This window comes from uncultured Psychrobacillus sp., assembly GCF_938022135.1.
Lineage (GTDB): Bacteria > Bacillota > Bacilli > Bacillales_A > Planococcaceae > Psychrobacillus.
On record NZ_CALIED010000068.1, the window covers coordinates 1 to 26,619 of the forward strand.

The 26,619-nt window shown below is 36.6% G+C and carries 25 protein-coding genes; 1 reads left to right on the top strand and 24 read right to left on the bottom strand.

Going from position 1 to position 26,619, the window contains the following annotated elements:
• Positions 1 to 174 precede the first annotated feature (174 nt).
• The 8 genes from Q0371_RS13655 to Q0371_RS13690 form a co-directional block, all read right to left on the bottom strand.
• Positions 175 to 1,722 carry an ABC transporter substrate-binding protein gene (locus tag Q0371_RS13655; RefSeq protein ID WP_298471971.1) on the bottom strand — a complete coding sequence of 516 codons (1,548 nt, stop codon included), beginning with the start codon at positions 1,720 to 1,722 and terminating at the stop codon, positions 175 to 177.
• Positions 1,723 to 1,765: 43 nt separating this feature from the next.
• Positions 1,766 to 2,971: an amidohydrolase gene (locus tag Q0371_RS13660; RefSeq protein ID WP_251552628.1), complete on the bottom strand. Its 1,206-nt coding sequence runs from the start codon at positions 2,969 to 2,971 to the stop codon at positions 1,766 to 1,768.
• A 331-nt stretch (positions 2,972 to 3,302) separates the two neighbouring features.
• Positions 3,303 to 4,052, bottom strand: a complete 750-nt coding sequence (locus Q0371_RS13665; RefSeq protein WP_298471974.1) for an amino acid ABC transporter ATP-binding protein — start codon at positions 4,050 to 4,052, stop codon at positions 3,303 to 3,305.
• A gap of 22 nt (positions 4,053 to 4,074) precedes the next feature.
• Positions 4,075 to 4,731 (bottom strand): amino acid ABC transporter permease, encoded by a 657-nt coding sequence (locus Q0371_RS13670; protein WP_251552627.1) that lies wholly within the window; start codon positions 4,729 to 4,731, stop codon positions 4,075 to 4,077.
• Positions 4,732 to 4,761: 30 nt separating this feature from the next.
• Positions 4,762 to 5,916 (bottom strand): saccharopine dehydrogenase C-terminal domain-containing protein, encoded by a 1,155-nt coding sequence (locus tag Q0371_RS13675; protein WP_298471976.1) that lies wholly within the window; start codon positions 5,914 to 5,916, stop codon positions 4,762 to 4,764.
• A gap of 21 nt (positions 5,917 to 5,937) precedes the next feature.
• Positions 5,938 to 6,720 (bottom strand): transporter substrate-binding domain-containing protein, encoded by a 783-nt coding sequence (locus tag Q0371_RS13680; RefSeq protein ID WP_298471979.1) that lies wholly within the window; start codon positions 6,718 to 6,720, stop codon positions 5,938 to 5,940.
• Positions 6,721 to 6,916: 196 nt separating this feature from the next.
• Positions 6,917 to 7,864 (bottom strand): acetamidase/formamidase family protein, encoded by a 948-nt coding sequence (locus Q0371_RS13685; RefSeq protein WP_298471981.1) that lies wholly within the window; start codon positions 7,862 to 7,864, stop codon positions 6,917 to 6,919.
• A 126-nt stretch (positions 7,865 to 7,990) separates the two neighbouring features.
• Positions 7,991 to 8,467 carry a DUF2628 domain-containing protein gene (locus Q0371_RS13690; protein ID WP_298471982.1) on the bottom strand — a complete coding sequence of 159 codons (477 nt, stop codon included), beginning with the start codon at positions 8,465 to 8,467 and terminating at the stop codon, positions 7,991 to 7,993.
• Between the two features lie 249 nt (positions 8,468 to 8,716).
• Between Q0371_RS13690 and Q0371_RS13695 the strand changes: the two genes are divergently transcribed.
• The gene (locus Q0371_RS13695; protein ID WP_298471984.1) at positions 8,717 to 8,935 is read left to right on the top strand and encodes an acyltransferase; all 219 of its coding nucleotides are present in this window, start codon (positions 8,717 to 8,719) and stop codon (positions 8,933 to 8,935) included.
• A gap of 29 nt (positions 8,936 to 8,964) precedes the next feature.
• Here Q0371_RS13695 and Q0371_RS13700 read toward each other — a convergent pair whose 3' ends face one another.
• From Q0371_RS13700 to Q0371_RS13775, 16 genes are all read right to left on the bottom strand, one after another.
• Positions 8,965 to 9,636, bottom strand: a complete 672-nt coding sequence (locus Q0371_RS13700) for a DUF1643 domain-containing protein (protein WP_298471986.1) — start codon at positions 9,634 to 9,636, stop codon at positions 8,965 to 8,967.
• A 155-nt stretch (positions 9,637 to 9,791) separates the two neighbouring features.
• Positions 9,792 to 10,688 (bottom strand): HNH endonuclease, encoded by an 897-nt coding sequence (locus Q0371_RS13705; RefSeq protein WP_298471987.1) that lies wholly within the window; start codon positions 10,686 to 10,688, stop codon positions 9,792 to 9,794.
• A 595-nt stretch (positions 10,689 to 11,283) separates the two neighbouring features.
• The gene (locus tag Q0371_RS13710) at positions 11,284 to 11,925 is read right to left on the bottom strand and encodes an L-fuculose-phosphate aldolase (RefSeq protein WP_298471989.1); all 642 of its coding nucleotides are present in this window, start codon (positions 11,923 to 11,925) and stop codon (positions 11,284 to 11,286) included.
• Positions 11,926 to 11,935: 10 nt separating this feature from the next.
• Positions 11,936 to 12,718: a DeoR/GlpR family DNA-binding transcription regulator gene (locus Q0371_RS13715; protein ID WP_298471991.1), complete on the bottom strand. Its 783-nt coding sequence runs from the start codon at positions 12,716 to 12,718 to the stop codon at positions 11,936 to 11,938.
• A gap of 16 nt (positions 12,719 to 12,734) precedes the next feature.
• Positions 12,735 to 13,775, bottom strand: coding sequence for an S-methyl-5-thioribose-1-phosphate isomerase (mtnA, locus tag Q0371_RS13720; RefSeq protein ID WP_298471993.1), 1,041 nt, complete (start codon positions 13,773 to 13,775; stop codon positions 12,735 to 12,737).
• Complete coding sequence (gene mtnK / locus Q0371_RS13725; protein ID WP_298471995.1) at positions 13,760 to 14,983, bottom strand: S-methyl-5-thioribose kinase; 1,224 nt, start codon at positions 14,981 to 14,983, stop codon at positions 13,760 to 13,762. Before mtnK ends, mtnA begins: the two co-directional genes overlap by 16 nt.
• Positions 14,984 to 14,998: 15 nt before the next feature.
• Positions 14,999 to 15,964, bottom strand: a complete 966-nt coding sequence (locus Q0371_RS13730; protein WP_298472144.1) for an ABC transporter permease — start codon at positions 15,962 to 15,964, stop codon at positions 14,999 to 15,001.
• A gap of 36 nt (positions 15,965 to 16,000) precedes the next feature.
• Positions 16,001 to 17,506 (bottom strand): sugar ABC transporter ATP-binding protein, encoded by a 1,506-nt coding sequence (locus tag Q0371_RS13735; protein WP_298471997.1) that lies wholly within the window; start codon positions 17,504 to 17,506, stop codon positions 16,001 to 16,003.
• A 50-nt stretch (positions 17,507 to 17,556) separates the two neighbouring features.
• The gene (locus Q0371_RS13740) at positions 17,557 to 18,639 is read right to left on the bottom strand and encodes a sugar ABC transporter substrate-binding protein (RefSeq protein WP_298471999.1); all 1,083 of its coding nucleotides are present in this window, start codon (positions 18,637 to 18,639) and stop codon (positions 17,557 to 17,559) included.
• A gap of 177 nt (positions 18,640 to 18,816) precedes the next feature.
• Entirely contained in the window at positions 18,817 to 19,848 is a 1,032-nt protein-coding gene (locus Q0371_RS13745; protein ID WP_298472001.1) for a GDP-mannose 4,6-dehydratase, read from the bottom strand.
• Entirely contained in the window at positions 19,820 to 21,208 is a 1,389-nt protein-coding gene (locus Q0371_RS13750) for a UDP-glucose/GDP-mannose dehydrogenase family protein (RefSeq protein ID WP_298472004.1), read from the bottom strand. The genes Q0371_RS13745 and Q0371_RS13750 overlap by 29 nt, the downstream gene beginning before the upstream one ends.
• A 47-nt stretch (positions 21,209 to 21,255) precedes the next feature.
• Positions 21,256 to 22,545: an oligosaccharide flippase family protein gene (locus tag Q0371_RS13755; RefSeq protein ID WP_298472146.1), complete on the bottom strand. Its 1,290-nt coding sequence runs from the start codon at positions 22,543 to 22,545 to the stop codon at positions 21,256 to 21,258.
• Positions 22,546 to 22,616: 71 nt separating this feature from the next.
• Entirely contained in the window at positions 22,617 to 23,513 is an 897-nt protein-coding gene (locus Q0371_RS13760; RefSeq protein WP_298472006.1) for a glycosyltransferase, read from the bottom strand.
• 57 nt (positions 23,514 to 23,570) lie between these two features.
• Entirely contained in the window at positions 23,571 to 24,404 is an 834-nt protein-coding gene (locus tag Q0371_RS13765) for an O-antigen ligase family protein (protein WP_298472148.1), read from the bottom strand.
• 438 nt (positions 24,405 to 24,842) lie between these two features.
• A complete protein-coding gene (locus tag Q0371_RS13770; RefSeq protein ID WP_298472007.1) occupies positions 24,843 to 26,009 on the bottom strand; it encodes a glycosyltransferase in 1,167 nt (388 codons plus the stop codon).
• Positions 26,006 to 26,584 (bottom strand): acyltransferase, encoded by a 579-nt coding sequence (locus Q0371_RS13775; RefSeq protein ID WP_298472009.1) that lies wholly within the window; start codon positions 26,582 to 26,584, stop codon positions 26,006 to 26,008. Before Q0371_RS13775 ends, Q0371_RS13770 begins: the two co-directional genes overlap by 4 nt.
• Between the last annotated feature and the right edge of the window lie 35 nt (positions 26,585 to 26,619).

Genomic DNA, 26,619 nt, shown 5'->3' on the forward strand with positions numbered 1-26,619 from the left:
GATAAGCCATCACCCATCGCTTTCGCGCGTGGTTGTGATGTCTTATCTGTCTCACCCATCCCGCTGGAGTCGTCACCTTCCGCTACAATCTTCTATAAACTTGAACAAACCTACTAAACTTTCTACCTAATAGTAAAGGAAGGAAGAGCAAGCTCTCCCTACCGATCACCGTATTTACTTTTTATTAATAGAATCCACGTAAATGATTTCATCCATTGTCGGAGTATAATCAATTGCATCACTTACCCCTACGTTAATAGATTCTTGGTGTAATACAATATGAGCCGTGTCTTCAGCTAATAAATGCTGTGCTTTAATATATTGTTCTGCTCTTTCTTCTGGATCCATATTTTGAGCAGCTGCTGCCAATAATTCTTCTACCTCTTCGTTATGATAATCAATTTGACCTTTGAATCTTTCGTAGTTATACCAATCTAATGCATTTGCCGCATCAAACATAGAGTTACCTAAAGCTAGTAAATAAGCATCTTTGTTTTTGCCTGAGTTACGAAGTTCAACGAAGCTGCTCCACTCCATGAATTCAACATTTGCTTTTACTCCAATTGCAGTCCACATGCCAGCAACCATCTCCGCTATTTCAGCATCTTGTAAATAACGCCCTTTTGGAGAATGGAATGTCATCTCAAATCCATCTGGATAGCCTGCTTCAGCCAATAATTTCTTTGCTTCTTCCACGTCATAGTTATACGTGTCATAAAGATCCTCTGCAAAACCAAAGTTTCCTGGTGCGACACGAGTAATTGTTGGTATACCTGCTCCATTTAACAGGTTATCCGTTATTGCCTTGTTATCAATAGCCAAGTCCAAAGCTTTTCTAACTCTAGGATCAGAGGTTGGATATCCTTCTGTTGAACGGACAAATATCATCATAGTTCGGTTAGAGGTACCTTGCGATAAATGCGTTCCATCGTTGTCATCAATACGCTTCCACTCACTTGGTGGCATGTTTGTCGCAATATCAACTCCACCTGTTAGCAGCTCAGAAACACGTGTAGAGTTTTCTGGAATGACACGGAACACTACCTCATCCCATTCTTCATTTTTACCATCAAAATAATCATCATAGACTTCTAGCACGATACGATCGTCACGTACCCACTTAGAAAATTTAAATGGTCCTGTCCCAACTGGATTTTCCAAGAAGTGATCCATTCCGTTTTCTTCAATATATTCAGAAGGAAGGATACTAGAAGCAATCCTTGAAATTCTATTTAATAAAGCCGGGTCTGGCTCATTTGTAATGATACGTAACGTTAACTCATCCACAACTTGTACCTCTTTAATAGAGTTATAGTTAATGTGATCAAGCAGTGTGGAATCATGCGCAACACGTTCCAGTGAGAATTTAACATCCTCCGAATCTAATGCCTCGCCGTTATGGAACTTAACTCCTTCTTTTAGTTTCACTTCCCACGTCTTATCGTCTATTTTTTCGTACCCCTCTGCTAAGTCTGGTAAAATCTCACCAGTTTCATTGTCTCGTTTAAACAAATAGTTAAACATATTAACGTGAATTGCTTCTGTAGAAGTATTAACATGGTTATGAACGTCAAATGTTACCATGTCCGTTCCCATCGCAATTGTCAATGTCCTGTCGTCCTCTTTTTTGGTTGTAGAAGTAGAAGAATCATCTCCACTACAAGCTACCAGCAATCCTACTGTCAAAAGTACAGAACTTGCTAATCCTACCCATTTCCTCATACTCATTTCCCCTTTATATATAATTTCATTGAACCTATACTTATTATTCGTTCGTATTACTCTCTATGTAATCAAGAGCAAACTGGGCCAATAAAGCCGAGCCATACGGCAGCGCATCTTCATCAATATCGAATTTCGGATGGTGATTGGGATAGATACAATCCTTCGTTTCATTGTAAGTACCTAATCTGAAGAAGATCCCAGGCACCTTTTCAGCATAGTAAGCAAAATCCTCTCCTCCCATGCTCGGATTAATAATCGATAAAGTATTGGCTCCCAATATTTTTTCAGAGACTGCATCTAATAATGGAATCAATCGATTATCATTTTTCACGGAAGGATAGCCAAATTGATAATCGAACTTATAAGTAGCCCCCATTCCTTCGCAAACGCCTTTAATATATTGCTCCATTCTTTTGGAAATGACCTCGCGCAACGAAGGATCTAACACTCTAACTGTTCCTTCTAATCGAACGGACGGTGCGATGACATTTCGCTTAAAGCCACCTTCAATTTTTCCTATTGTCAAAACAGCTGGCTTTAGAGGATCAATCGACCGGCTCACAATTTGTTGTAAGGAAGAGATTACTTCCGCCGCCACCGTTATCGAGTCAATAGACATATGTGGATGAGCCGCATGTCCCCCCTCTCCGATCACTTCGATATCAAAAGAATCCGCACATGCCATTGCGACATCTTTCGCAACCGTTATAAACCCTGTATGTGCTGTAGGATGTACATGCAAACCGGCAATAACATCCACATCGGGATTTTGAAGAACCCCTTCCTGAACCATATGTAAGGCCCCTGCTAACCCTTCCTCTGCTGGCTGAAATATCAACTTGATATTTCCCTTTGTCGGTCTATGCTTGCTTAGTATTTTAGCTGCTCCCAGCAGCATCGAAGTATGGGCATCATGTCCGCATAAATGGGCTACTCCAGGAACCGACGAGGCGTATGAAACCGACTTCTCATCCTGTATAGGAAGAGCGTCCATATCTGCCCTTAATGCAACTGTCGGACCTGGCTCAGTGCCTCTTAAAAGAGCCACAATTCCAGTTTTGGCAACCGGTGCTTGAATTTCAAAACCAAGATCCTTTAAATTTTCTAAAACAAACTTGGAGGTTTCATATTCTTCAAATGATAGTTCAGGATTCACGTGAAGATGTCTCCGCCACTGTATTAAATTCTCCTTAATCTCAAGCGCTTCTTTAAGTAAAACATTCTCTTCTACTACTGTATTTTTCATGTAGACCTCCTACTCGCTATAATTAGACATAATATTACGAAATAATAATATATTCTGATTATTATATTAATAGTAATTAAGAATATTTCTTTAGTCAAGACCGTTTTCCATTTTTATTGCCTAGTACTAAAGTAGAAAACGGTGAATTGTAAAGGATTGTGCCTGACAGGGACACACACGGTAACCCGACGAATTGTAGTAAATTGTGTCTTACACAGGGACAAACATACAAACAAAAATACCTGTGTCAGCCTCCAAACGCTACTGACACAGGCATACCTTCTAAATTGTAGTGAATTGTGTGTGACACAGGGACGCACACAAACCCAAACTACTCCACGATCGACAAAAACTGTCTAGTCCTCTCTTCCTTCGGTTGAAGAAAGATTTCCTCTGATGTTCCCTCTTCCACGATTACACCCTTGTCCATGAAAATGACACGGTCCGCTACGTCTTTGGCAAAGCTCATTTCATGAGTCACGATAATCATCGTCATTCCTTCACGCGCCAGGTCCTTGATCACCTGGAGCACTTCTTTTACAAGCTCTGGGTCTAATGCAGAGGTCGGCTCGTCATAGAGCATGACCATTGGGTTTAATGCCAATGAGCGTGCGATGGCTACTCTTTGCTGCTGACCGCCTGACAACTGCGCTGGGTAGTAATCACATCTGTCCCCTAGCCCTACCTTTGTAAGAAGTGCCTTCGCTACTATTCTTGCCTCTTCTAGCTTGGTCCCATGTATGATGATTGGTCCCTCCATCACATTTTCGATGGCTGTTTTATGCGGAAACAGATTGAATGATTGAAAGACGAATCCAGTTTTCTTTCGTAGCTCTCTTATTTCTTTTTTACGTCTACGATTTGACTTGCCACCGGTATCTACCTGGAAATCACCAATGCGAATGACACCCTCCGTTGGCTCCTCTAAGAAATTTAAACAGCGCAATAACGTGGATTTTCCTGAACCGCTAGGGCCCATAATGACAACTACTTCACTTTTCTCAACCGTCAAATCGATACCTTTTAATACTTCATTTGTTCCAAAGCTTTTCTTCAACTGATTAACCTGAATGATACTCATAGCCATCCCCTATCATTCGTATTTATCGGACCAAGTATTTGGATGTACGAACTTCTAATTTGTCTAAAATAGTTGTGAAGAAGGTTATTAATACCCAATAGATAGCCGCAGCTATTAAATAGATGGTAAGTGGCTCGAATGTTTTGGCAATGATTAAGCTCGACATTTGTAATAGTTCCGTAACGGTAATAACCGAGACCAAGGAGGTATCTTTTATAAGTACGATAAATGTGTTTGATAACGTAGGAATAGATATACGAAGACTTTGCGGGAGAATAATTCTCCTTAACGCCTGTGAATACGTCATTCCCATGGATAATGAAGCTTCCATTTGGCCATTGTCCACTGCAAGTATGGAGGCTCTAAATGATTCTGATAAATAAGCGCCAGCGTTTAAGCTCAATGCTACGATCCCCGACGATATGGGATCTAATGAAATACCGATCTGAGGTAAGCCATAGTAAATAACGAATATTTGAACAAGTAAAGGAGTTCCACGAATTATAGAAACATAGCCTGTGGCAATGCCGTTTAAAACCTTTACTTTTAGAATTCTAATGATTGCGGCGAAAAATCCAATAATGAGCGCTATGATAATGGATATGGCTGCCAAAAAGATAGTCATGAGCGTTGCCTTCAGTAGGGATGGCAGGGAATCAATAATTATCGTAACATCCATAGATCGACCTCCTTCCGACAAATGATTGGATTAGATTACAACGTCTTCTTTAAAACCTATATGAATTCCTAAATTCTGTAGCTCCTCCATAAATGGGTCGAATCTTTCCCTAACAATAAGGCTCTCTACCGGTACAACCCCTGTCTCTTCAATCCTTCCAGACGCAATCCATTTTGCTAGAATTGCTGCAGGAATGGCAGTTGTTTTAGCCATGGACGTAATGTTTCGTTCATGATCGTATATATCAACCATTTCCCATGTAAATTTAGTAGCTTGGCCTTCCTTCATTCCACTAACCTCGACCCTTAGCACCGTGATATCCTCATGTGAGGCACCAACCATTTTAGGCGCTAAAATCTGTTCTGCAACTGCTCGAGGAGTTGTAGTTACTCCTGCAACTGTTATAGGTTTATTGTCTAGAAACCCTAGCTCCCCCAAAACGTTCATCTTGTCCCAATGACCAGGATACCTAACCGTTTTTTCGTATAGGTTTTTCACCTTGTCCTTCAATATAAAAGCAGTGCTATGCGCATCCGTAATCACTGCCTCACAGTCACCAACGGGCTGGGGAAACGTCATCTTTTCTAAACCAGACAAAGGAGCTAATTCTACTAGTTGTCCGTTTTCAACCGCAATAGCAGGTTTTGTATAGAGACCTAGCACACTCTCTAAGCGAAAAACGACCTGATACCATAAAGGTGGCACGGGATGCCTCGGAATCCCTCCACAGATCATGATCGCTTCTTCTGCTTCGTCTAGCATCTCGATTCCTTGAGCTGCCAAAAAGTTCGTTATTCCAGGAGCTACACCACAGCCTGGAACGATAATCACCCCTGCGTTTCTCGCCGCTTCCTGTAATTCTATTTTCTCTTTGAATAAAGACCCAACTAAATCTACCAAATGACAGCTAGATTCTATAGCTGCTTTTATAGCAACTAGACTCAAGGAATGTGGCAGGCAGGCAACCGCAACATCCCCACCTTTTAACACCCCAGCGATATCCTCTATTGTCTCTAAGGAGGCAACCTTACCAGTCACTTTGGGACTATTAGCGATTTCTAAGCATTTATCAATACTTTCCTGTCTAACATCCACCGCGGTGATGACATCTATTTCAGGGAATTTAGCAAGCTCGCTCACGACGGTCGTCCCAATCATTCCCGTACCTAAAACTACAATATGCAAGTTTTATTTCCTCCCATCGTTTTATTGCTCCACAGGATCTGAGCCAAACCACTTTTTATAAATCTCGTTATACGTCCCATCCTCTTTCATGTCACGTAAAGCCTTATTCACCTTCTCGATAAAATCTTCGTTCCCTTTATTCACTGCCATTCCAACCTCGTCCACCTTCAGAATGTCGCTTGCAACCTTGATTGGCAGCTTATTTTCTTTTATGTTATAGCTCATTAACAACTGGTCGTTAATGATGACATCTAATCGTTCATTTTTCAGATCCTCTAAATAATCCGTAAATGCTTTATATAGCTTCACATCCGCACCATCTACACTATTTGCGATTTCTTCAAATGTAGTTCCACCGCCAACACCGACTTTTTTACCTTTTATATCCTCGAGCTTACTAATATCATTCGTTTCCTCACGAGTGATTAACACCGAGCCTGTAATAACATAGGGATCCGTGAAATCCACACTTTTTTTCCTTTCCTCTGTTACAGTCATCTGCCCGATAATAATATCGAACTTATCTGCCTTCAGACCGCCAATCAAACCCTCCCACTTAGAAGTGATAAAGTTGGCTTTCACGCCCAATCTTTTTGCTAGCTCGTTGGAAACATCTACATCAAAGCCAGTTAATTCACCTTGATCATCTAAATAGTTAAACGGTGGATACGTTCCCTCAAAAGCGACATTCAGTACCTTCTTTTTCTCCATACGCTCTAGCACTTTACCTTCTCCAGACCCGCAGCCTGCTAATATACTCAAGACAAAAACCGTAATAATGGCCAACATGATATTCTTCTTCAACGCTTGTCCCCCTTTTATAAGATTGAGGAAATTACCAAAGCTACTTCCTTCCTATAATGTATTCGTTGAGAATGACTTTTATTAACACATAATCTAATAAAATTATCATCCCCCTAAACTCAAAAAAACCGTAGGAACAAGTATCTCGTCCCTACGGTTTTACTGTCTATATTTCAATACCTATTAACTGAAGTCATTAATCCTCAAACACTGCCAGCGGCAATACTGCACTAACGATATATTGTCCCGCGTCTACAATCTCTGAGATTTTTAAATCCACGCAAAGGCTAGACAACAAATAGGCATCCTTTGGCTCCATTTCATATGTAGTTGAAATGTGATCTACCATCGCCCGAAGTGCATCCTGCGAAGCCTTCATCAAATCTGGACCAACACCAGTGGTCCCAAAGAACCCCTTATGGTTCACCTTAGGAGTAAGCTCACCACTCGTTAAAAACTGAGGTGAAGGAATCGTTTTACCTTTAATAAGGTTGAACTTTAAGGTAGCGGTCATCGGGCACTCTAATGCGGAAACACAAACCTCCCCGTCTCCTTGAGCTGCATGAGCATCTCCGCAGCTAAACAATGCCCCAGCCACCTGGACAGGTAAATACAACTTTGTCCCAATCGTCAGCTGGCGAACATCCATATTTCCTCCAAACGTTCCTGGAGGCATAATCGGCTGTCCACTTGCATCCTTAGGACTAACTCCCATCGTCCCTAAAAAAGGCTCGATAGGAATTTTAATATCCTCGCGGAAATGTATAAACTCCCCATCGGTCAAATCAAAGGTTCTTAAATACGCATCTGGAAACTCCTCTGGTAGCAACCCTAGTCCAGGCAAAATAGCCGTCCATCCCCAGCTTCCTGTCTCCAAATTAACAATTTCCACCTCAAGCGTATCTCCAGGTTCTGCCCCTTCAATCGCCACTGGACCTGCAAGCGGATACACCATATCCCAATCTAAGCTAGCAATAGATTTCGTAGTAGAATCAATCGAAAACTGGTTGTCCGTTACCTCTCTTGTCTTAAATATGACCGTGTCCCCACTTTCAATCGTCAGGACCGGCTTTGGATCCTTCTCCCATGCGTAGTGCACAATATCCTCCGGAAAATGATGGACTTTTGCTGTTTGAACGTTCATAGTCTTCCTCCTTATCAATCTATCTATATCAAAAGGCTATCATAATTTCACTATAATTTAAATGAATTTATAAAATTTTCAGTTAAATATAAAAAAAGCCACTCATTAAATTGAGTGACTTCCTATTTATCCCCCAAACCCATAAATCATCCCAGCAAGAACCCCATAAACAATCAGCAACCCAAAGGCAGCCAACACTCCAAGCCAGCTAGTACCCCCACGCAGTTGAAGCTCTGACTGCATGAATTCCTCGCTGCCATGTTGCTGCTCCGTGACTCTCTTAATCTCCTTATTCGCATGCATCAAATATAAATAGTTTCCTAAAAAACCACAGATGACCCCTACTGTAATTCCTATGGTCGAATCTACCCCAAAATCGACCCCACTCAAGACAATGATCAGATCATATAAAAGAAAAAGACCTAGTATGATTAAAATATACGCATACATTTTCCGATAGCCTAGCCAAAAGAACGAAAGGAAAAAAGCTGCCCAATTCCATGATAGCCCCTGATTCCACTTTCGGGAATAATACTCCCATTTGCTAGCTCCTACAAATGCCCCATGTAACGACTCATCTAACTCCGGATATTTCTTATCCATCTATATATCCCCCCCTTTAATATTGAAGACTTATTATATGATATTACACTTTTCATTAACCCTACCCCTAATAACCATTAAACTCATTTTAATGTTAAATTTAGGAATAAAAATAAAATAATTCATCAATTTATAAATAGTTACTAAAAACCTATAAAATTTCTTTATTTTTAAAACATTTCTATTAATAAAGTAAATATTTGACCGAAATATACTTGTGTAAGAATTTTCAAAATGGGGGTGTAAAAGATGTTATCTGACTTTCACGGCAAGCTAGACAAGGAATTAGGTCCTAGGCGGATATTGCATATTAAAGAATGTGAAGTTTGTGGATTCGATGAGATTTATTATGTGGATCCGGAAACGAATAAACAGATCGGTATGGCTTGTGAGGGGTGCAATTTTATAAAAAGGTTTGTTGATAGTACTAAAACCCAATCTAAAGGAAGCAGTTTAATCCGCCATTAAAACAACTGCTCCTTTGTTTCACTATAAGTTTAAGCCTCTCCTAGACTCACTTCTGGTAGTTCCTTTAAAACAGCAGCCATTTCATCGACCCACTCCTCACACTTATTAGGCAAATAAGGAAATGGATGTCTTGGATAATCTCTTGCTTTGTTCCAGTATGCCTTTGGTTCTTTTCCATTTAACTTCACACCTTCAATCGGTAAAAACCCATGCTCCATTGCAAGTCTCTTTGCTTCAGGTTTTGACCCCCATCCATACAGCACATGATCCACTAGATTAGTCATCTCTATAAATTCCTCAATGTTATTGGCATAGCATGAGTTCGGTACATTCTGTAGCTCACAAATTTTAAGCAATCGCTTGAACTCAAAGGAGTCTCCCTCACACATATCGGATAGATTCACTATAATTAGTTCATCCCAATTCATTCGCTCCATTAACCGCATAAGCTGGTATTGAGTCTTATCTGGAATACTTTCCTGCCATCCATCTTTTAATTCTTCTCTCGGCAGACAACTCCCTGGGTTTTGCATAACGATTAATGCATCAGCTTTTCTATTAGATAAATCTTCAGGTATTGCTGCACCCTTCCTTATAATTCTAGCCTCTGGCCTAATTAGAACCTGATGCAATTCAAACTGCTTGTACCCAAATCTAGCCATGACGATAAATTGCTCATTTAATACCTTTCCACTTATCACTGTATTCCTCCCCCAACTAAAATAGTTACATATATCTATTTCTATATAACTATAAAAATACCTTTATTTTTCAAACTAATTATTTAAATTTTACGCAAAAAAGAGCCATCTCTTAAGAGTGACTCTTCCATAATTGCTTTATCGTATCTCTTTAACTAACGATACTCACTTCCCCCACCCCAGATTTCTCTACCGCCTGTGTGACCAGTGTTTTGATGTGTCTCTTCATTAACAAGCTGGAGAACTCCTGGTTGCTCATTGTGGTGCCAGTCGTAGCCTTCCGGCGTGATTCCATTAGCTAATGCCTGTATATCCAATTGGGATAACCCCAAATCATTCGCCACATTTGGTGACTCTTGAATTGCATGGTAAAGAGTTTCATTTGCTATTAAGAAATGTGTGCTGTCATTTTCTAAATATATTTCTTCCACTAATAGGACACTAAATGGAGAATCGAATACAGGAAAGGTTCCTTCTGTCAGTTCCCCAGTGGGCAATTCAATTGTACTATTTATGAATTTAACCCCAGTTTCGGGATGCTCTAACCCGAGTAAATGATCATTCCGTGTTTCTAAGGATTCAGCTTGCGCGACGTCTGCCCCATCGACGATATCAATAATTCCAACGGCAAAAGTGCTGACTACTACAACCTTCCCTAAGTTCCCTACACCACGGAGAATTTCTTGTCTGTCATTGTTACGAATGCCATTCACCGTAATCCCCGTACTTTTAATGGTGTATTTTAAACTTGATCCAATGCCTCTTATAGTACGACTTGTGGAATCCTTTATATCTCCCCAGCCTTGTTGTTTATGGTAACTATCCTTTTTGACAACCCCGTAAACCCCTTGGACGGTACCATCTGCAAACTGTCCCACAGAATCCACGGCATACTTGGATGCCTCAATAACACTGTCGCCTAATTCTCCTACATAGCGACCTACTTTTTCATTCTTCGTAGATATTGCTTTGCTAACTAGCAGAACCCCGCCTTTAGCTGCTCCCCCAAGAACTGTAGTTGCAATGTTCCCAGTACCACGGAATACCCCCATCAAACAAACCCCCAAAAACTTTAATCTACCCTTAAACAGGTGATAACTTTATACTAGTTATCATACATCAAAACAGTTCTATAGACATACTTAAATACAAAAATAAGCAAATAAAAAAGCGTAACCCAAATTCGGATTACGCTTCTTCTTTCCCTATACAACCGGGAATACACTCGGAAAATTTGTTGATATTTCTTAGTAAATCTAACTGACATTCGTCTGTGATCGAACCATCAGACATTTAGGTTGCACTTAAACAAAAAACTTTTCTTTCACTTGCAAAAACAATACACTGAATCGAAACCTAAATATATCGGTTCCCGACGAGAGTACCTTTCGTCAGTAAAGCAAATTTTCCGCCAAGGCTGTGCATTTCATCCATCGGATTTTCTTGTAAACTCATGTTTACCAGTCCTTTCCTACGGTAGTTCCGCCTTGTACTATTTATATACCCCACTAAAAAATGTTTAAACATCTTTTATTATAATGTTCAAGCCCTTTTATGATTACTACTCAATTGTATTCTATTGTCAGAATAGTGTAGAATTGTTTCTAACACAGGGACGCATTTACAGGGACGCATTTAGATGTACAACTACTTCTGACCATACTCCTTAAACTTCACTGCCATTATTTCCATCTCTTCATCCGATAAGACAACCGGTTCACCAATTGACTTAGCTCTATAATAGATTTCACAACAAAGCTCAATCTCTTCAGCGATATTAAAAGCGTTAACAAGGTTGTTCGCTCCTGCAATTAAACCATGGTTTGCGAGTAAAGCAGCTTGTCGATCTTTCATAGCTTCAAATGCTGTTGTGGCTAGCTCTGGTGTGCCAAATGATGCGTACTCTGAACATCTTACATTTGAACCCGCGTAAGCTACTAGATAAGAAATAGCTGGAAGATCCCATCTTAGACTCGCAAGTGTTTTAGCATAAGGACTATGTGTATGTACAACAGCATTAATGTCCTCTCTTTGGCGATAAAATATTGTGTGCATGGACCATTCGCTAGAAGGCTTTTGTTTTCCATCTACTATATTTCCTTCTAAATCTGTGACTACTATATCCTCAGCTGTTAGTGTATGATATTCCAATCCGCTTGGACTAATAGCTACTAAGCCGCTTTCTCTATCAAAGACACTTATGTTCCCACCCGTACCCTTCGTAAGGCCACTAGGTATTAGTTTATTTAAATAATCCACTATCTCTTGTCGTTGTTTTTTTAGTAGCATAATTCTCTCCCTATCTCGCAATAATCACATTTGTGCCATTTGACCGAAAGTTTTCTAGGCTTTCTTCAATTTCAGGAAGCATATCTATATCTTCATTAGTGATCAATGTATGGATTTCATTTGATTCACATACTTGAAAAAAAGCTACAGTTTCAATCTTTTTTTGATCAGCAAGTACGATTACTTGATTAGATTTATGAATCATAGCTTGTTTTGCTTCTCCTTCATCTATCGTTGAGTCAGTTAAGCCGTTTTCAAAGCTTAGCGACTTACTTGATATAAAGCATTTATCTATGAATATAGAATTCATATATTGATGTAGAGAAGCTCCAATAGTCGACAAGGATTTACCTCGCACATATCCGCCTAATAAAATTGTTGCAACCCCTTTAACATTGGAAAGCTCTACAGCTATTGATAAATTGTTAGTAACAACTGTCAGTGATTCGAAACCACGTAGCCTTTTACTTACCTCTAATGCAGAGGTACTTGCATCAAATGCAATGACATCTCCATCACTAATAAGCTTAATTGCTTCTTCTGCTATTTTTTGTTTCTCTAGTAGATTGGTGGATAAACGTTCTTCTATAGTCCCTTCATAGACCCTTTTGGTTTTTAGCTTAGCACCACCAAATAAGCGAATAAGTTCCCCATCCTTTTCAAGTTTCTCTAAGTCTCTTCGAATGGTCATTTCAGAAACATTGAACTTCTTACTTAAGTAGCTGACTTCAGCATAATCCATATTTTCTAATATAGTTAATATTGCATTTCTACGATCTATTGGGACAGACACAAGTGATTACCTACCTTTATAAAAACAATTTTTTTAGATTTTCTTCGTATGGTCCTCTTACAATTCCTTTCTCTGTTACGATAGCAGTTATTAGATCTGCAGGCGTCACATCAAAAGCAGGATTATATACCTTCACATCTTTTGGAGCAGACCATTGCCCAAAGCGATTAGTCACTTCCTCCGTATCTCTTTCCTCAATAGGGATACCACTTCCATTTGGTGTAGCAAGATCAATAGTCGGAGTTGGTGCTGCGACATAAAATGGAATACCAAAGTGTTTCGCTAAAATAGCTACTCCCATTGTACCAATTTTATTAGCTGTATCTCCATTTGCAGCAACCCGGTCACAGCCTACAATTACAGCCTGAACCTTCCCCTGAGACATAACCATGGAAGCCATATTATCAGTAATTACAGTAACATCTATTCCTGCACGTTGTAATTCTAATGCAGTTAAAGTCGAACCCTGTAGCCTTGGTCTAGTTTCGTCAGCATAAACCTTGAAATCCCAACCCTTCTCTTTTGCAAGATAGAATGGTGAAGTAGCTGTTCCGTATCTAGTGGTAGCTAAAGCTCCAGCATTACAATGGGTTAAAAAACCTTGACCATCCTCTAATAGAGTCAATAGATGTTCGCCAATATTACGATTTATTTCTTCATCTTCCTTGTGAATGGAGATGGCTTCTTCTAGTAAAATTTGTTTGAGTTCTTCTACGTCTTGTAAGTTAGAATCCATTGCCTTCCCAACCATACGGTCAATAGCCCAAAACAAATTTACAGCAGTAGGTCTGGATGTAGATAAGTAATCTCTACTTTTTTGCAATAAATCCATAAACTCTTCATAGGAGCCTTTACAATCTCGAATTCCAAGATACATTCCATAAGCAGCAGCCACTCCAATTGCAGGTGCCCCCCTTACCTTCATCACCACTATTGCATCCCATACACTTTCAATCGTTTCGTAACGGTCATACACTATTTCATTTGGAAGAATCGTTTGGTCAAGCAATATAAGGCCATCATTTTCCCACTTTATCGATATTAACTCTTCTGACATATTAAACTCTCCTTTACAGCTTTTAAAGTATCGATATATTTAGCTCCACTTTGATAAGCTGATTGATTTAAAATGAATTCATTTGCAGTTAACATACATAATCTTTCAGCAATAACTCGCTGTTCACTAGCTAGACTCGTAATATCCTTCACCTTTGCAAGCCCTACAATTCTTCGGTTCAACTCAAGACCTGCCATACCTGCAGTATCCTTCAAGACTTGAGATAAATAATCTTCTACAATAGTAGACTCATTTTTAGCAAATGGCTCTTCAGCTGATTCCTTCCATAACTTCACAAACTTTTGTTTAAATAAATCTAGAGTATCTTCAATGGATTGTTCTACCCAATTAGTGAACCTTTCATCTTCAGTCATTACTCCGTTTACCCAGGCAAACGTCAAATTGGCAATCACATTCCCTACGTCATAACCCATCGGTCCATAGAACGCAAACTCTGGGTCAATTACTTTAGTTTCTGTTGGAGTTATAAATACAGAGCCTGTATGAAGGTCACCATGAAGCAGGCTCTCCGTTTTTGTTAGAAATAAATACTTAAGCTTGGCCACTTCTCTATGGAGCTCTAGATTATCATATAAATGTTCTTGTACGAATTCTGTATTTTCCTCTATAATTTCATTTCTATTATTGTTGTTATAGTAGGGCTCTGTAAAAACTAGCTCCTCAGAGATTTCACAAAGCTCTGGATTAATAAAGAGACCTTGAAGTGCTTTTTTTCCCTTATGATTCATCATAATATCACTGGTACGTAACAGTGATTCTACCATAAAAGTAGTGATATGTTCTGGAAATAATGGAAAAATTTCATGTTCCATTAATGACTGTCTCATTATTTTAAAGTTACCTAAGTCCTCCATTGCACAAGCACTCATCACCTCATCCGAAAAGTAAATATGAGGTACTAGTCCAGGCGTATATTGATTTTGGATCTCTAAAGCTTTTGTTTCTATTCGATTTCTATCTGTCGATAAGATAATATCCTCTGAAATCCTTGCTGTTGGTCCCGCTTGCTTTATAATTACTGATTTACCGCTTACAGAATCTTTCACACGAAAAACATAGTTTAAGTTTCCATCACCTATTTCCGTCACTTCTAGATTCTCAGAATCCTTTAAAAAGTCTAGTCGCTTTGTAGCGTACTCTTTTACATCAGCTAAATCCATTAGAAAATACGTTGAGAATTTTTCCACTGAATGTTCCTCCTTTTAGTATTTACGACGAGTATAGTAAGTGGATGCAAGCGCTAAGGCTAAAACTGCACCTTTAATAATATTTAGTGAGTAATACGGTACCGACATCATAACTAACCCATTTTCTAGTACCCCTACTAATGTAGCTCCTACTAATGTTCCTATTGCATTTGGTTTTCCTTGTCCTGCAAAAGAGGATCCGATGAAGGCTGCTGCTACAGCAGGCATTAGATAACCTGCTCCCGCATTAATTTGAGCAGAACCAATTTGAGATGCAAGCACAATTCCACCTAGAGCAGCTAAAAGTGCTGAAATTACATAGGCTAAGGTTTTGTATTTGTTAACAGATATACCAGACAGCCTTGCTGCTTCTGGGTTCCCGCCCACCATATACAAATAGCGCCCGTGTTTTGTATGTTTTAGAAAGAAATAAACTAATGCGACTACAACAAGCATTAGAATAATGATATATGGTGTTTGGCTGATCATTGTAAAGATAGCAGGAATTTTACCAGTTGTAGGCGTCCCATCAAGCCTTGGCATTCCGACACTGATAGATCCCCCACCTGTATACGTCATTGCCACACCTTCCACGATAAACATCGTAGCAAGAGTAGCAAATAAATCTGGAATCTTTAACTTTACAATAAGAAATGCGTTAAAAAGAGCGACTCCTAACGCTAATATTAAAGCAAGGGCAATGGAAACCCCTGTTGGCAATGTAAACCATACAAAAAAAGATACAACTAAAGAGTTGGCAAGAGTAGCCGTGGACCCGATAGACAAATCAAACCCATTGACAGTTAACGATACAGTTAATCCAATGGCGATAATAGTTACGATAGAGATACTCCGCATAATATTTACAATATTAGACCCTGTAAAAAATTGCGGTATTGCTAGTGCGAAGAAAATAACTAGAAAAATGATAGCTAAAACAGTTCCCCAGTTATTTAAAAAGGTTAGGGACTTTCTCCACATTGACTCTTTTTTAACTTCTAATACTTGTTGCATTACTTAAAGCCCCCCTGTTGAATAGTACAAAATCTCTTCCTCTGTTGTTTCAGTAGTCACTAGCTCTTTTACAATTTCGCCGTCATACATGACATACACACGATCCGTAATATTTAAAATCTCATTCAGTTCACTACTGGCATAAAGAATCCCTTTTCCCTGTTCTGCAAAGGAAGTGATAATATCAAAAATGTCTCCCTTTGCACCGACATCCACTCCTTTTGTCGGCTCATCGAACATTAGAATCTCCGAATCTGTTAGCATCCATTTCCCAACTGCTACTTTTTGTTGATTACCTCCGCTTAGAAGACTTACCTTTTGTGTTTCCGTTGGGGTTTTAATACCTAAAGCTTTTATAACTTCTTTTGCTACTTTCTTTTCACCCTCTGGCCGCAACACCCCTAAAGGGAGCGAATGCTTTTTCAGGTTAGCTACCGTCAAATTGGTATATACAGATTCCTCTACAAATACCCCTTCTTTTCTTCGTTCTTCCGGAACCAACGCAAAACCATTTTTAACAGCCCTAGACGGAGTTTTGTTTTCTACTAATTTATCATTTAGTTTAATAGTCCCTTGAGCAATTGACATATCCCCAAATATTGCTTTACAGAGCTCTGTTTTTCCTGCTCCAACTAAACCCGCAATCCCTACAATTTCATGTTGTTTAATATGAAAGGATATATCTTTTAGGAAATTACGGTGATCTGTTAAACTCTCTACTTGAAGCATAATTTCCCCTGGTAGTTTCTCGTGTCTTGCATGTTCTTCGTTGAAAGTTTTACCTAACATTAGCTCGATTACTTGTTTTTGTGTAATATCCTCGATCGGTGTAGTCGTCACCATTTTTCCATCTTTCATAATTGATATAGACTGGCATATTTCAAATAACTCTGGAAGACGATGTGATATAAAAATTATTCCAAGCCCGTGTTCTCTACTCTGCTCTCTAACAATCCTAAAAAGCTCAGCTGTCTCACGATTACTTAAAGGTGCAGTTGGCTCATCGAGTATTAAAAATTTCCTGTCCTGAACGATTGCTCTAGCGATAAGAACCATCTGTTTCTCTGCAAGTGTAAGCTCATTTGCTCTTTTTTTAGTATCAATCGTAATATTTAATCTTTTTAATATTTCCTTGGCTTTTGTATGAATGGACTTCCATGATATAAAACTTTTGCCCTTCATATTGGTTACCATTTCATCTAGCATAATATTTTCTGCTACATCCAAATACGATATTAAGGCGGTATCAACCTCTTGATAGACAATATCGATGCCTAACTCTTTAGCGTATAAAGGAGAAGAAATCTGATGAAGGACACCGTCTATATAAATATCTCCCGTATAATGATCATAAGCACCAGAGAGAACCTTCATCAATGTAGATTTACCGGCCCCATTTGCCCCTATCAATGCTCGAATTTCTCCTGAATTCATAGAAAAAGACACATTTTGAAGCGCTCTTACCCCTGGAAATTCAATTGATATGTTTTTCATTTCCAATAGTGTCATGCACTATCCCCCTTTAGAAAGAAAAGAGAGAGACTTAGCTCTCCCATATACTACTTTTTATAGTTATCGCGAAGTGTTTCCATCCAGCTCTCATTAAAGTCGTCTGACTTGCCCCAGCCTTCAACAATTTCATCTAAGTTAAACATTGTAGTGTCTTCTTTTAAATCCGATTGTTTAATTAACTTCGCCTCTAAGCTATATGTTTCTGGAGTTTCTTCTCCAGCTAACTTTTTAGCAAGAATTCTCATATTCATCTGGCCGATTAAGTATGGATCTACAGCTGCTGTTGATACCCAATTAGAACCTTCTTCTCTCATTAGGTTAATATCTTGGTTAGAAACATCTATAGATATTAACTTAATATCATCGCGTTTATTGTCTTTCATTGCCTTATATGCACCTTTAGCCATTTCATCCCATGAACCCCAAACGGCATCCACTGTACCTTCTGGATATTTAGCTAAGATTGCATTCATTTTTGTTGCTATATCTCCTTGAATATCTTGAAAGTTAGTAGGTCCGACTGTTTCAAGGGTATTAATCTTTCCTTCTTCTTCATACTTTTTATAGATTTCTTGACGAGAATCTAACGGAGGTATTCCTGGTCCATACCAAACTTTAATCACATTTACTGGCTTCCCTAATGATGCAACCTCATCTAAAGATAGCTCAGCTAATTTATGATCGTCTTGTACGGTGGAAGTAACACCCTCTAAAGTCTTTCCATCTTTTTCTGCTACTGTGTCAAATGTAACTACCTTCATACCTTTATCAAGTGCTGGCTTAAGCATGTCATAAGAATAATCTGCTTTTCCATGCGAAATGATCAGCCCATCGTAGTCCTGTTGAATAGCTTGAGCTACTAGCTCTTGAAAACGAGCATCATTATTATCTGCAATCATAGTGTCTACTTTAAAACCAAACGCTTCCCCTTCTTGACGTGCACCATCTAAGAATTGCTTAGTGTGATCATCGGATGGCAAGTTACGAATTATTGCTATCTTTATGCCACCTTGAACACCATCGGGAACCCCTTCCAGCTTTTCACCGGATGCCTGCCCCCCGTTGTTATCTTCCGAACATGCAACTAACATTAAAACTAGCGCCATCATTAACACGAACAACTTTCTCACAAAAAATCCCCCTATATTCTTTTTTCGCGAACACTAGATGTTCATAAACAACATCTTATGTTTGATTATAAACATAATGAAAGCGCTGTCAATACATTTTATGGAATAAATATTGTTTTTAGATATTTTTGTCGGGCAAATAAAAAAGCAACTGAAAAATTCTCAGTTGCTTGCTTATTATTTATTAATTTGATAATAGTCTACATACCAGTCAGCGAACTTCTGCAGGCCCTCTTGAATAGAAGTTTTAGGTTTAAAGCCTACTTTTTCTTGTAGGCGATCTGTTGAAGCATAGGTAGCAGGTACATCTCCAGCTACTAAAGGCTGAAATTCTTTTACAAAGGTTATTTCTTTTCCAACTGCATTACTTAATGCTTTTTCTAATGATTCTATAAAGACCATTAGTTTTTCAGGATTGTTATTTCCTATATTGAACACATCGTGTTGTACACCGTCAGTAGCTGGTGGATTATTTAATAGGCGTTCAATGCCTTCTACAATATCGTCAACGTATGTGAAGTCTCTGTATAAATCATTGTCAAAGTCTCCATTGTTGAATATTTGGATAGGTTCACCGGCAAATAACTTATTAGTAAATCCGAAGTACGCCATATCGGGACGACCCATAGGTCCATATACAGTGAAGAAACGCAAACCAGTAGCTGGAATCTTGTAAAGGTGACTATATGTATGGGCCATTAACTCATTAGACTTCTTGGTAGAAGCGTAAAGAGACAAGGGGTTGTCTACGAAATCAGATTCCTCAAATGGCACTTTTTTATTAGCACCATATACAGAGCTAGAGGATGCATATACAAGATGGTCAACTGGATAATGTCTGCAAGCTTCTAATATATTATAGAAACCAATGATATTACTTTGTATATATACATCTGGATTTTCTATGGAATAGCGAACTCCAGCTTGAGCTGCTAGATTAACTACTACATTAGGAGAATATTTTTCAAATAGGCTAGTAATTGCGTCCTTATCTGCAAGATCTCCTTTGATAAAAGTAAAATTATCATAAGGTTCAAGCTTTTCCAAACGAGTGTATTTTAAGTTGACGTCATAGTAATCATTTATATTATCATAACCAATGACTTGGCACCCTTCATCTAAAAGCTTTTTAGATAGATAGTAGCCAATAAAACCAGCTGCTCCTGTGACCAGATAGGTTTTATTTACGTCGAGTGGTTGGTGACCCATTAAGCTTTGCCTCCTTTTGTAGCTCTAATACATCTCTAGTTACTGGTTTTCTACCAATAGAGTAGTACTCTACTCCCGCTGTTTCCATGTCTTCAACTGGATAAATATTTCTTCCGTCATAGACTAAAGGAGTTCTCATCAATTCTTTATATTTATCAGGAGTGATAGCTTTTACTTCTCCCCACTCCGTAAAGATAAAGCAAACATTTGCATCTACTAAGGCATGCTCTATGTTAGATACATATGTAATAGTGCCTTTACCATTTTTGCCTTCTGGATGAACTTTTGCAAAGTTCTCTGCACCTACAGGATCAAAAGCATAAATATCCGCACCTTGTTCCAATAAAAGAGGGATATTTTCTAAGGAAGCAGCTTCTCGTAAGTCATCTGTACCAGGTTTAAAGGTTAAGCCTAATACTGCTACTTTTAAGCCGTTGAAAGTAATAAGTCTTTTACTAGCCTTTTTGTATAACTTAGTTTTTTGTTCTTTATTAATATCAATTGCCGCAGAAACGGTTTTTAAATCATAACCATTTTGTTTTGCTAAATTCTCTAACGCCTTTGTATCTTTTGGGAAACAAGATCCCCCATAGCCAATACCTGCATTTAAAAACTTACTTCCAATACGAGTATCAAAACTCATCCCTTTGGCAACATCTTGAATATCAGCACCAACCAATTCACAAAGATTTGCAATATCATTCATATACGAAATTTTAAGTGCTAAGAAGTCATTAGAAGCATATTTAATCATTTCTGCTGATCTTCTATTTACAGAAACGATTGGTAAGTTAAAAGGTTTATATATATCAGTCAAAACTTCTTCAGCCCATTTGCTTTCAGTACCAATGATAATTCGTTCTGCGTGTAATGTATCATGTACAGCAGATCCTTGCGCTAAGAACTCCGGATTGGAAGCTACTTCTACACGAACATCATTCACTAAGAAGTCTTGGATAAACTGTTCAACTTTATCATTCGTACCAACAGGTACTGTTGACTTAACCACAACTAAGCAATCTTTCTCAATAGATTCTGCGATTTGTCTTGCTACTGTTGCTATATAGGAAAGGTTTGCAGATCCATCAGGCTGTTCTGGTGTGCCCACACCTATAAATATTGCATCAGCGTCTTTATAAGCTGCTTGATAATCTGTAGAATAATTTATTCTTCCAGCAGCATAGTTTTTTCGCATCAATTCTTCTAATCCTGTTTCATAAATAGGAGAATTACCAGTTTTCATAAGTTCTACTTTAGCTTGATCAATATCAACACAAGTTACTTGATGACCTATTTCTGCAAAACATACACCTGCTACTAAACCTACATATCCTGTTCCGGCTACTGCTATTTTGTACATAATATCGACTTCCTTTTACTCTAGTATGGTAAGAATTTTTTTCACTTCTAATTTAAGCGATTATCAAAACGTTTACTAATTTGAAGTGTAATAAATATTAAGCATATACTTAAAATAGCTGCAGATATTCCAAATAACGCTATAGCCATTAAATCATCTGAAAACACATAAAATCCTATTATTAATGATAATAAACGTACCATCAAATTTATTATTGTAAATTTAAGATGAAAAGCCTGTGCCGATAGTACTGGTAATGCTATAATACATGGTTGATAAATAAATTTAAAGAAAAGCCATAATGCTATCCATCTGGCATATTCACCTGCTCCTCTCCATTCAGCTCCAAAAACAAAACTAAACAACCCAGGTCCAAATATTATAATTAACCCAAATGGTATTACTGCGATAATACCAAGTAAAAACATTGTTTTTTTTATTAAATTCGTTAAATTTTCACCATTCTTTCCAGCATCAGATATTCGTGGATAAAATACATCACCAATTGATTTGCCGATAAGTGTTGTTGGAATACTTAATGCAGTTCTTCCTAAAGAATAAAACCCAACAGATGCAGGACCAAAGAAGGATGTTAACAAAACTACCGGTAGATTATCTGAAATAGCATTTATGAATACTTGAGGAGCTCTAAATAATGGAAAGTCTTTATAATTAGTAGCAAGTTTCTTTATTGAAATAGATTTATTATAATAAAAGACCTGTTTCTCATTAGACTTTTTCAGAAATAGATACATCAGGAAAGCATTAAATCCCGGCGCTATTGCTGATAAAGAGATTAGTACCGGTGCAACAGGGTAGAAAACACCTACACCAACTTTTCCAGAATTCATCACTAAAGCTTGTACAAAGGTTGTCTTGGCAGTAATTCTGAATTGTTTAGTCCGTATTAGCCATTGTTGCATAATTTGTGAAAATCCAGCAAGAAGAATAGCAACTGGTATCAAAAATAAATATGATTCAATTTCTTCAATATTAAATAACTTAACTATATGTTCACTTAAAAAGATAATAATTAACACAGCTACCATAGAAGTTATTAATGATATATAAAAAGATAGTCGGATTATTCCTTGAGCTTCTTCCTCTTTTTTAGGTAACACAATAGCAATAGGATAGGTAAGTGCAGCTATTGGCGTTACTATACCTAAAAGAGATACAAAAACTCCCATCAAACCATAAGCTTCTGGTCCATATAAACGAGTAATAACTGGGGTTAAAAATAATGTAATAGCTTGAGCTGCCAAAGTTCCTGTCGATATAATTATGACATTCCTGACAAATGGCCTTTTTAATAATTTTACTATTTTACTTTTCATTCTCACTTTTTTTTCCTCTCTGTAATCAATACATTTTAGTAAGAATATTATACAAAAGTAATTCCACTAGTTTATTTTTGATGTTCTTTTTTCAGAAAAGACAACAGATAATTTATATAAGTTTTATAACTAAAGGGATAGATCAAAATACTTTTCAATATACATCTTCTACCAGCATGGATATTCTTTAACTTTAAATAATATGAACCAATTAATCTATATTTAAACGACAGTGCTTTTTTATCTTTATTTATGTCATTAATATGTTTCTTTAAAAATATCTCTTCACTCTCAAGTTTATTTTGCACATTACTTGTTATTCTCTCATCTGAATGAATATAATAATTACATAAAGGTACTTCAACGAAATCAATTTGATATTCTTTACATATCCTTAACCACATATCATAATCTTGTTTAGCTTTTAGTGTCTCATCAAATAATCCAACTTTGTCAAAACACTCTTTCTTTATTAGAGGAAATGATGTAGATCCAATAAAATTCGTTCTTAATAAATCTCTTATACCCTTTCTTAAATTCTTACTAGGTTTTCTTATTTTTTTTGTCTTTTCATTATTTTTGCATATATTATACCAACAATATACTAATCCTAATTTATTGTTCGTATTAAATTTTTTTAGTTGTAAATCTAATTTGTTCTCAATCCATTCATCGTCATCATCTAGAAAAGCTATAAATTTTCCATTTGCACTCCTAATACCATTATTTCTCGCAACCTGTGCTCCCATATTCTGCTCGTGTTTAATTACCTTTATATGCACATTAGGATTAATTTCCTTTATTGTTTCTTCAACTATATATTGAAATTCATTTTGGCCATTGTCATCAACAATTATTAATTCAAAATTTGTATAAGTCTGATTCAATACGCTTAGAATAGCCCTTTTCAAGTATTTTTTATCCCTTTTATATGTTGTAATAATAGCACTAATTAATTGACTATCCATTATATCTCCTAACCATTCATTAATGTTTTTGAATGAATCTTTGTCTACTTAATTTTTTTATAATCTTTTTATACTGTTTATTAACGTCAAAGGCATAAAAATATAAAACAAGGTAATTATCCCGCTAAAATACCCTCCTCTAAACAGTAGTAGAGATTCAAAGAAAGTACTAAATAATAATGAAAGGAACCCGGCTAAATAAATACTTCCCATTAAGTTATTTTTTAGGCGAAGGATTCTTAATTTATATATAAAAATTGATGCTAATAGGAAATAAATAATAAAAAGGACTATACCTCCAGAAACTAAAATTTCTATATAACCATTATGGAATTGATCATTTTCATATCCGGAATTTGACAGAATACGAGGAGAGTGTCCTAATCCTATCCCGAAAATAATATTTTCTGAAAATACTTTTAAACCAGCTAACCATAGATTGGTTCTACCACTTAACTCACTAATATCCCCAAACCTCATAAAATTTACAACACCTTCAAAAAAATTACTTCTCAATAAAAAGAAAGATATTGAAACTCCAGCAAAAATTATTAGAGTTCTTTTTATGTAATTTATTTTATAAAACATAAAAAAGAAAGTAGCTAGAAATATAATTACACTAATTAAAGAATTAGTCGATTCTGTCCAAATTAAATTTAAAATAAAGAATAAAAAAACAAAGAAAAATTTACTCTTTTTATTAAGCATATATAAATAGGTACAAACAATTATTCCAATCACCAGTAAAATACCAAAAGTATTTTTATTACTAAAAAACGATGCAAATTGTCTTTTTACATGTAGCGTGGAACTTCCAAACAACAATAAATCAATATTAATTATTACATTATATAAACATGCAAATATAACAAAGTGTAACATTTTTACCATGAACAAATTTAATTCCTCTTCGGAGAGTATAAAAGAATTTGACAAACAAATTATAGTAAAAACACCTACAGATAATAAAATTGTGTTAATAAATAGTTTATAATCCGTGTATATTTGGAGACCGAAAAAAAAGGATATTAAACTTAATATTAATAATATAACTATTAAAAAAACCTGATTTTTATTAATAGTCAACTCAAAATTATTTACCTTTAAAAGAATTATGGGTAATAATAAGTACAATAGATTAATATACATACTATACAAACTAGAACCTGGAGTAAGAAAGGTATTAAAAGAATAATTTTCCAATAGCAAAGGTAATGCTGTCAGTATTATATAAAAATAAATTGCATTTATCATTTTTCTATTCTTATAATGAATATCCATTATGTGTTCCTATACACTCCTTTAACTCTAAACCCTGCCCATCAAAGTTTAAATACTTTTTTCTACTTTAAATTGATTTAAAAACTTATTCCTCCTATTCTCTATTACTTGTTTATCATACTTTTTTGATTCAATATAATTTCTCTTGGCCTGTAAAATTCTATTTTCTTTTTGGAATTGCCCTAAAATTTCTATTATTTCCTTAATATTCTCTCTAGAATTAGTAAATATAAAATTCTTCTCTAACAGTTCAGGAATCCCTGCAGTATTTGATCCCATTGCTGGTAACCCCCTGCTCATCGCTTCGATTAATGCACGAGGTAAACCTTCCTGTCTACTAGGTTGGGCATAGATATCAATTTCATCTAACCACTCAAAGATTTTATTATGTGGAAGAGTACCTAAAAATTTTACCTGATTACTCACATCGTATTTCTCTGCTATTGATTTTAAATATTTCGTATCGCCTCCACCAACTAACTGATATTCAAAATTAGCAATTCCTTGTTTTTTCAATTGTCCTAATGCTTCGATAATATACTGTTGACCTTTATACTTTACGTCTATTGCTGCTGTAGTTCCAATAATTAATTTTGTATCTAGTTTATTTAATATCTTTTCTATCCTTTTTTCAAGAATATTGTTATCAAATTCTTGTAGAGCAACATTTGAACAATTTACCGATTTACCCTTTGTAGGGTATCTTTCTTGTAAAAATTTATTAGTTACATATATAGAATATTTAGAATTCCAAACTTGATTTTTCATTTTAAAAAACTTATAAGGGGCAACTAGTTTTCCTTTAAAACTATGATTCCAAAGTGCATCCCATGGACAAGCGACAACCTCTAGTAGATATGGTATCTTATTTTTTATAGCTGCACTAACTGCTAAAGAACCTATAGAGCTTGGTAATCTTGCTATTACCGAGTCCCCTAATTTTATCTCAGCGTTTATAATTTTTTTGACCTCAAAAATTCTAGTCAACTTAGAAATTGATTTAAATTCAGGGATTTCTACAAATTTAACTCTGTCTGTCGAGGCAAGAGTAAGCTTATCGTTGTATGTATTTATATGTTTTTGTCTGCTTAGAACAATTACCTCATCAAATACCGCTGTATATCGCTCTAACATTTCTTTGGAGAGTCCACCTGTACTATAAAATTGATTACTAAACTTATAGAATATATGGTCATGTGCAAATATTAGCTTCATAACATTTTCCTTTCCTTTATAGTTTTAGCTGGTATACCCCCAACAATCAAATTACTTTGAATCTCATTTTTCACAACAGCTCCAGCAGCAACAATACTTCCAGAGTTAATTATACTTCCCGCTAATATTCTACACCCAGCACCTATCCAAACATTATTATGAATTGTTGTTGGTTTCAATATACATCCTTGATCTCTGATATTCAAATCTAAATTTGAATATCTGTGTTCTTCAGATATTATAGTGCTATTGTGAGCTATAGAAACATCATTTCCAATTTCCACCCCACCAGAAGCATCTATATAACACATTGGATGTATACTAACATTGTCACCTATATCTAAAAAGTGAATCCTATGTAAATAGACCCCTGGGAAAACTGCAACGTTATTCCCACAACTTTTAGCACAATTCTTTAAGCAAATGTATCGAATGAACATCGCTAGATAGTTGTCATGATGTCTTACAAATTTTAGCAAAGAGATATAAAAACTTTTAGGCAGAATTTTTGATATTTTTATTACAATATCTATTGTTCCTGATAATTTCTTAATTTTGTCCCTTTTCCTTTTCATAATTACCACCTTTTTTTCTGAGGAAATAATAAGTT

Excerpts from the sequence above, each read along its gene's own strand:
- Q0371_RS13755 (WP_298472146.1), bottom strand. The coding sequence starts at position 22,545 with ATGAAAAGTAAAATAGTAAAATTATTAAAAAGGCCATTTGTCAGGAAT.
- Q0371_RS13760 (WP_298472006.1), bottom strand. The coding sequence starts at position 23,513 with ATGGATAGTCAATTAATTAGTGCTATTATTACAACATATAAAAGGGAT.
- Q0371_RS13705 (WP_298471987.1), bottom strand. The coding sequence starts at position 10,688 with ATGGGGGTATTCCGTGGTACTGGGAACATTGCAACTACAGTTCTTGGG.
- Q0371_RS13685 (WP_298471981.1), bottom strand. The coding sequence starts at position 7,864 with ATGAACGTTCAAACAGCAAAAGTCCATCATTTTCCGGAGGATATTGTG.
- Q0371_RS13690 (WP_298471982.1), bottom strand. The coding sequence starts at position 8,467 with ATGGATAAGAAATATCCGGAGTTAGATGAGTCGTTACATGGGGCATTT.
- mtnA (WP_298471993.1), bottom strand. The coding sequence starts at position 13,775 with ATGTCAGAAGAGTTAATATCGATAAAGTGGGAAAATGATGGCCTTATA.
- Q0371_RS13695 (WP_298471984.1), top strand. The coding sequence starts at position 8,717 with ATGTTATCTGACTTTCACGGCAAGCTAGACAAGGAATTAGGTCCTAGG.
- Q0371_RS13665 (WP_298471974.1), bottom strand. The coding sequence starts at position 4,052 with ATGAGTATCATTCAGGTTAATCAGTTGAAGAAAAGCTTTGGAACAAAT.
- Q0371_RS13750 (WP_298472004.1), bottom strand. The coding sequence starts at position 21,208 with ATGTACAAAATAGCAGTAGCCGGAACAGGATATGTAGGTTTAGTAGCA.
- Q0371_RS13710 (WP_298471989.1), bottom strand. The coding sequence starts at position 11,925 with ATGCTACTAAAAAAACAACGACAAGAGATAGTGGATTATTTAAATAAA.
- Q0371_RS13660 (WP_251552628.1), bottom strand. The coding sequence starts at position 2,971 with ATGAAAAATACAGTAGTAGAAGAGAATGTTTTACTTAAAGAAGCGCTT.
- Q0371_RS13670 (WP_251552627.1), bottom strand. The coding sequence starts at position 4,731 with ATGGATGTTACGATAATTATTGATTCCCTGCCATCCCTACTGAAGGCA.
- Q0371_RS13770 (WP_298472007.1), bottom strand. The coding sequence starts at position 26,009 with ATGAAGCTAATATTTGCACATGACCATATATTCTATAAGTTTAGTAAT.
- Q0371_RS13775 (WP_298472009.1), bottom strand. The coding sequence starts at position 26,584 with ATGAAAAGGAAAAGGGACAAAATTAAGAAATTATCAGGAACAATAGAT.
- Q0371_RS13655 (WP_298471971.1), bottom strand. The coding sequence starts at position 1,722 with ATGAGGAAATGGGTAGGATTAGCAAGTTCTGTACTTTTGACAGTAGGA.
- Q0371_RS13730 (WP_298472144.1), bottom strand. The coding sequence starts at position 15,964 with ATGTGGAGAAAGTCCCTAACCTTTTTAAATAACTGGGGAACTGTTTTA.
- Q0371_RS13745 (WP_298472001.1), bottom strand. The coding sequence starts at position 19,848 with ATGGGTCACCAACCACTCGACGTAAATAAAACCTATCTGGTCACAGGA.
- Q0371_RS13735 (WP_298471997.1), bottom strand. The coding sequence starts at position 17,506 with ATGACACTATTGGAAATGAAAAACATATCAATTGAATTTCCAGGGGTA.
- Q0371_RS13765 (WP_298472148.1), bottom strand. The coding sequence starts at position 24,404 with ATGGTAAAAATGTTACACTTTGTTATATTTGCATGTTTATATAATGTA.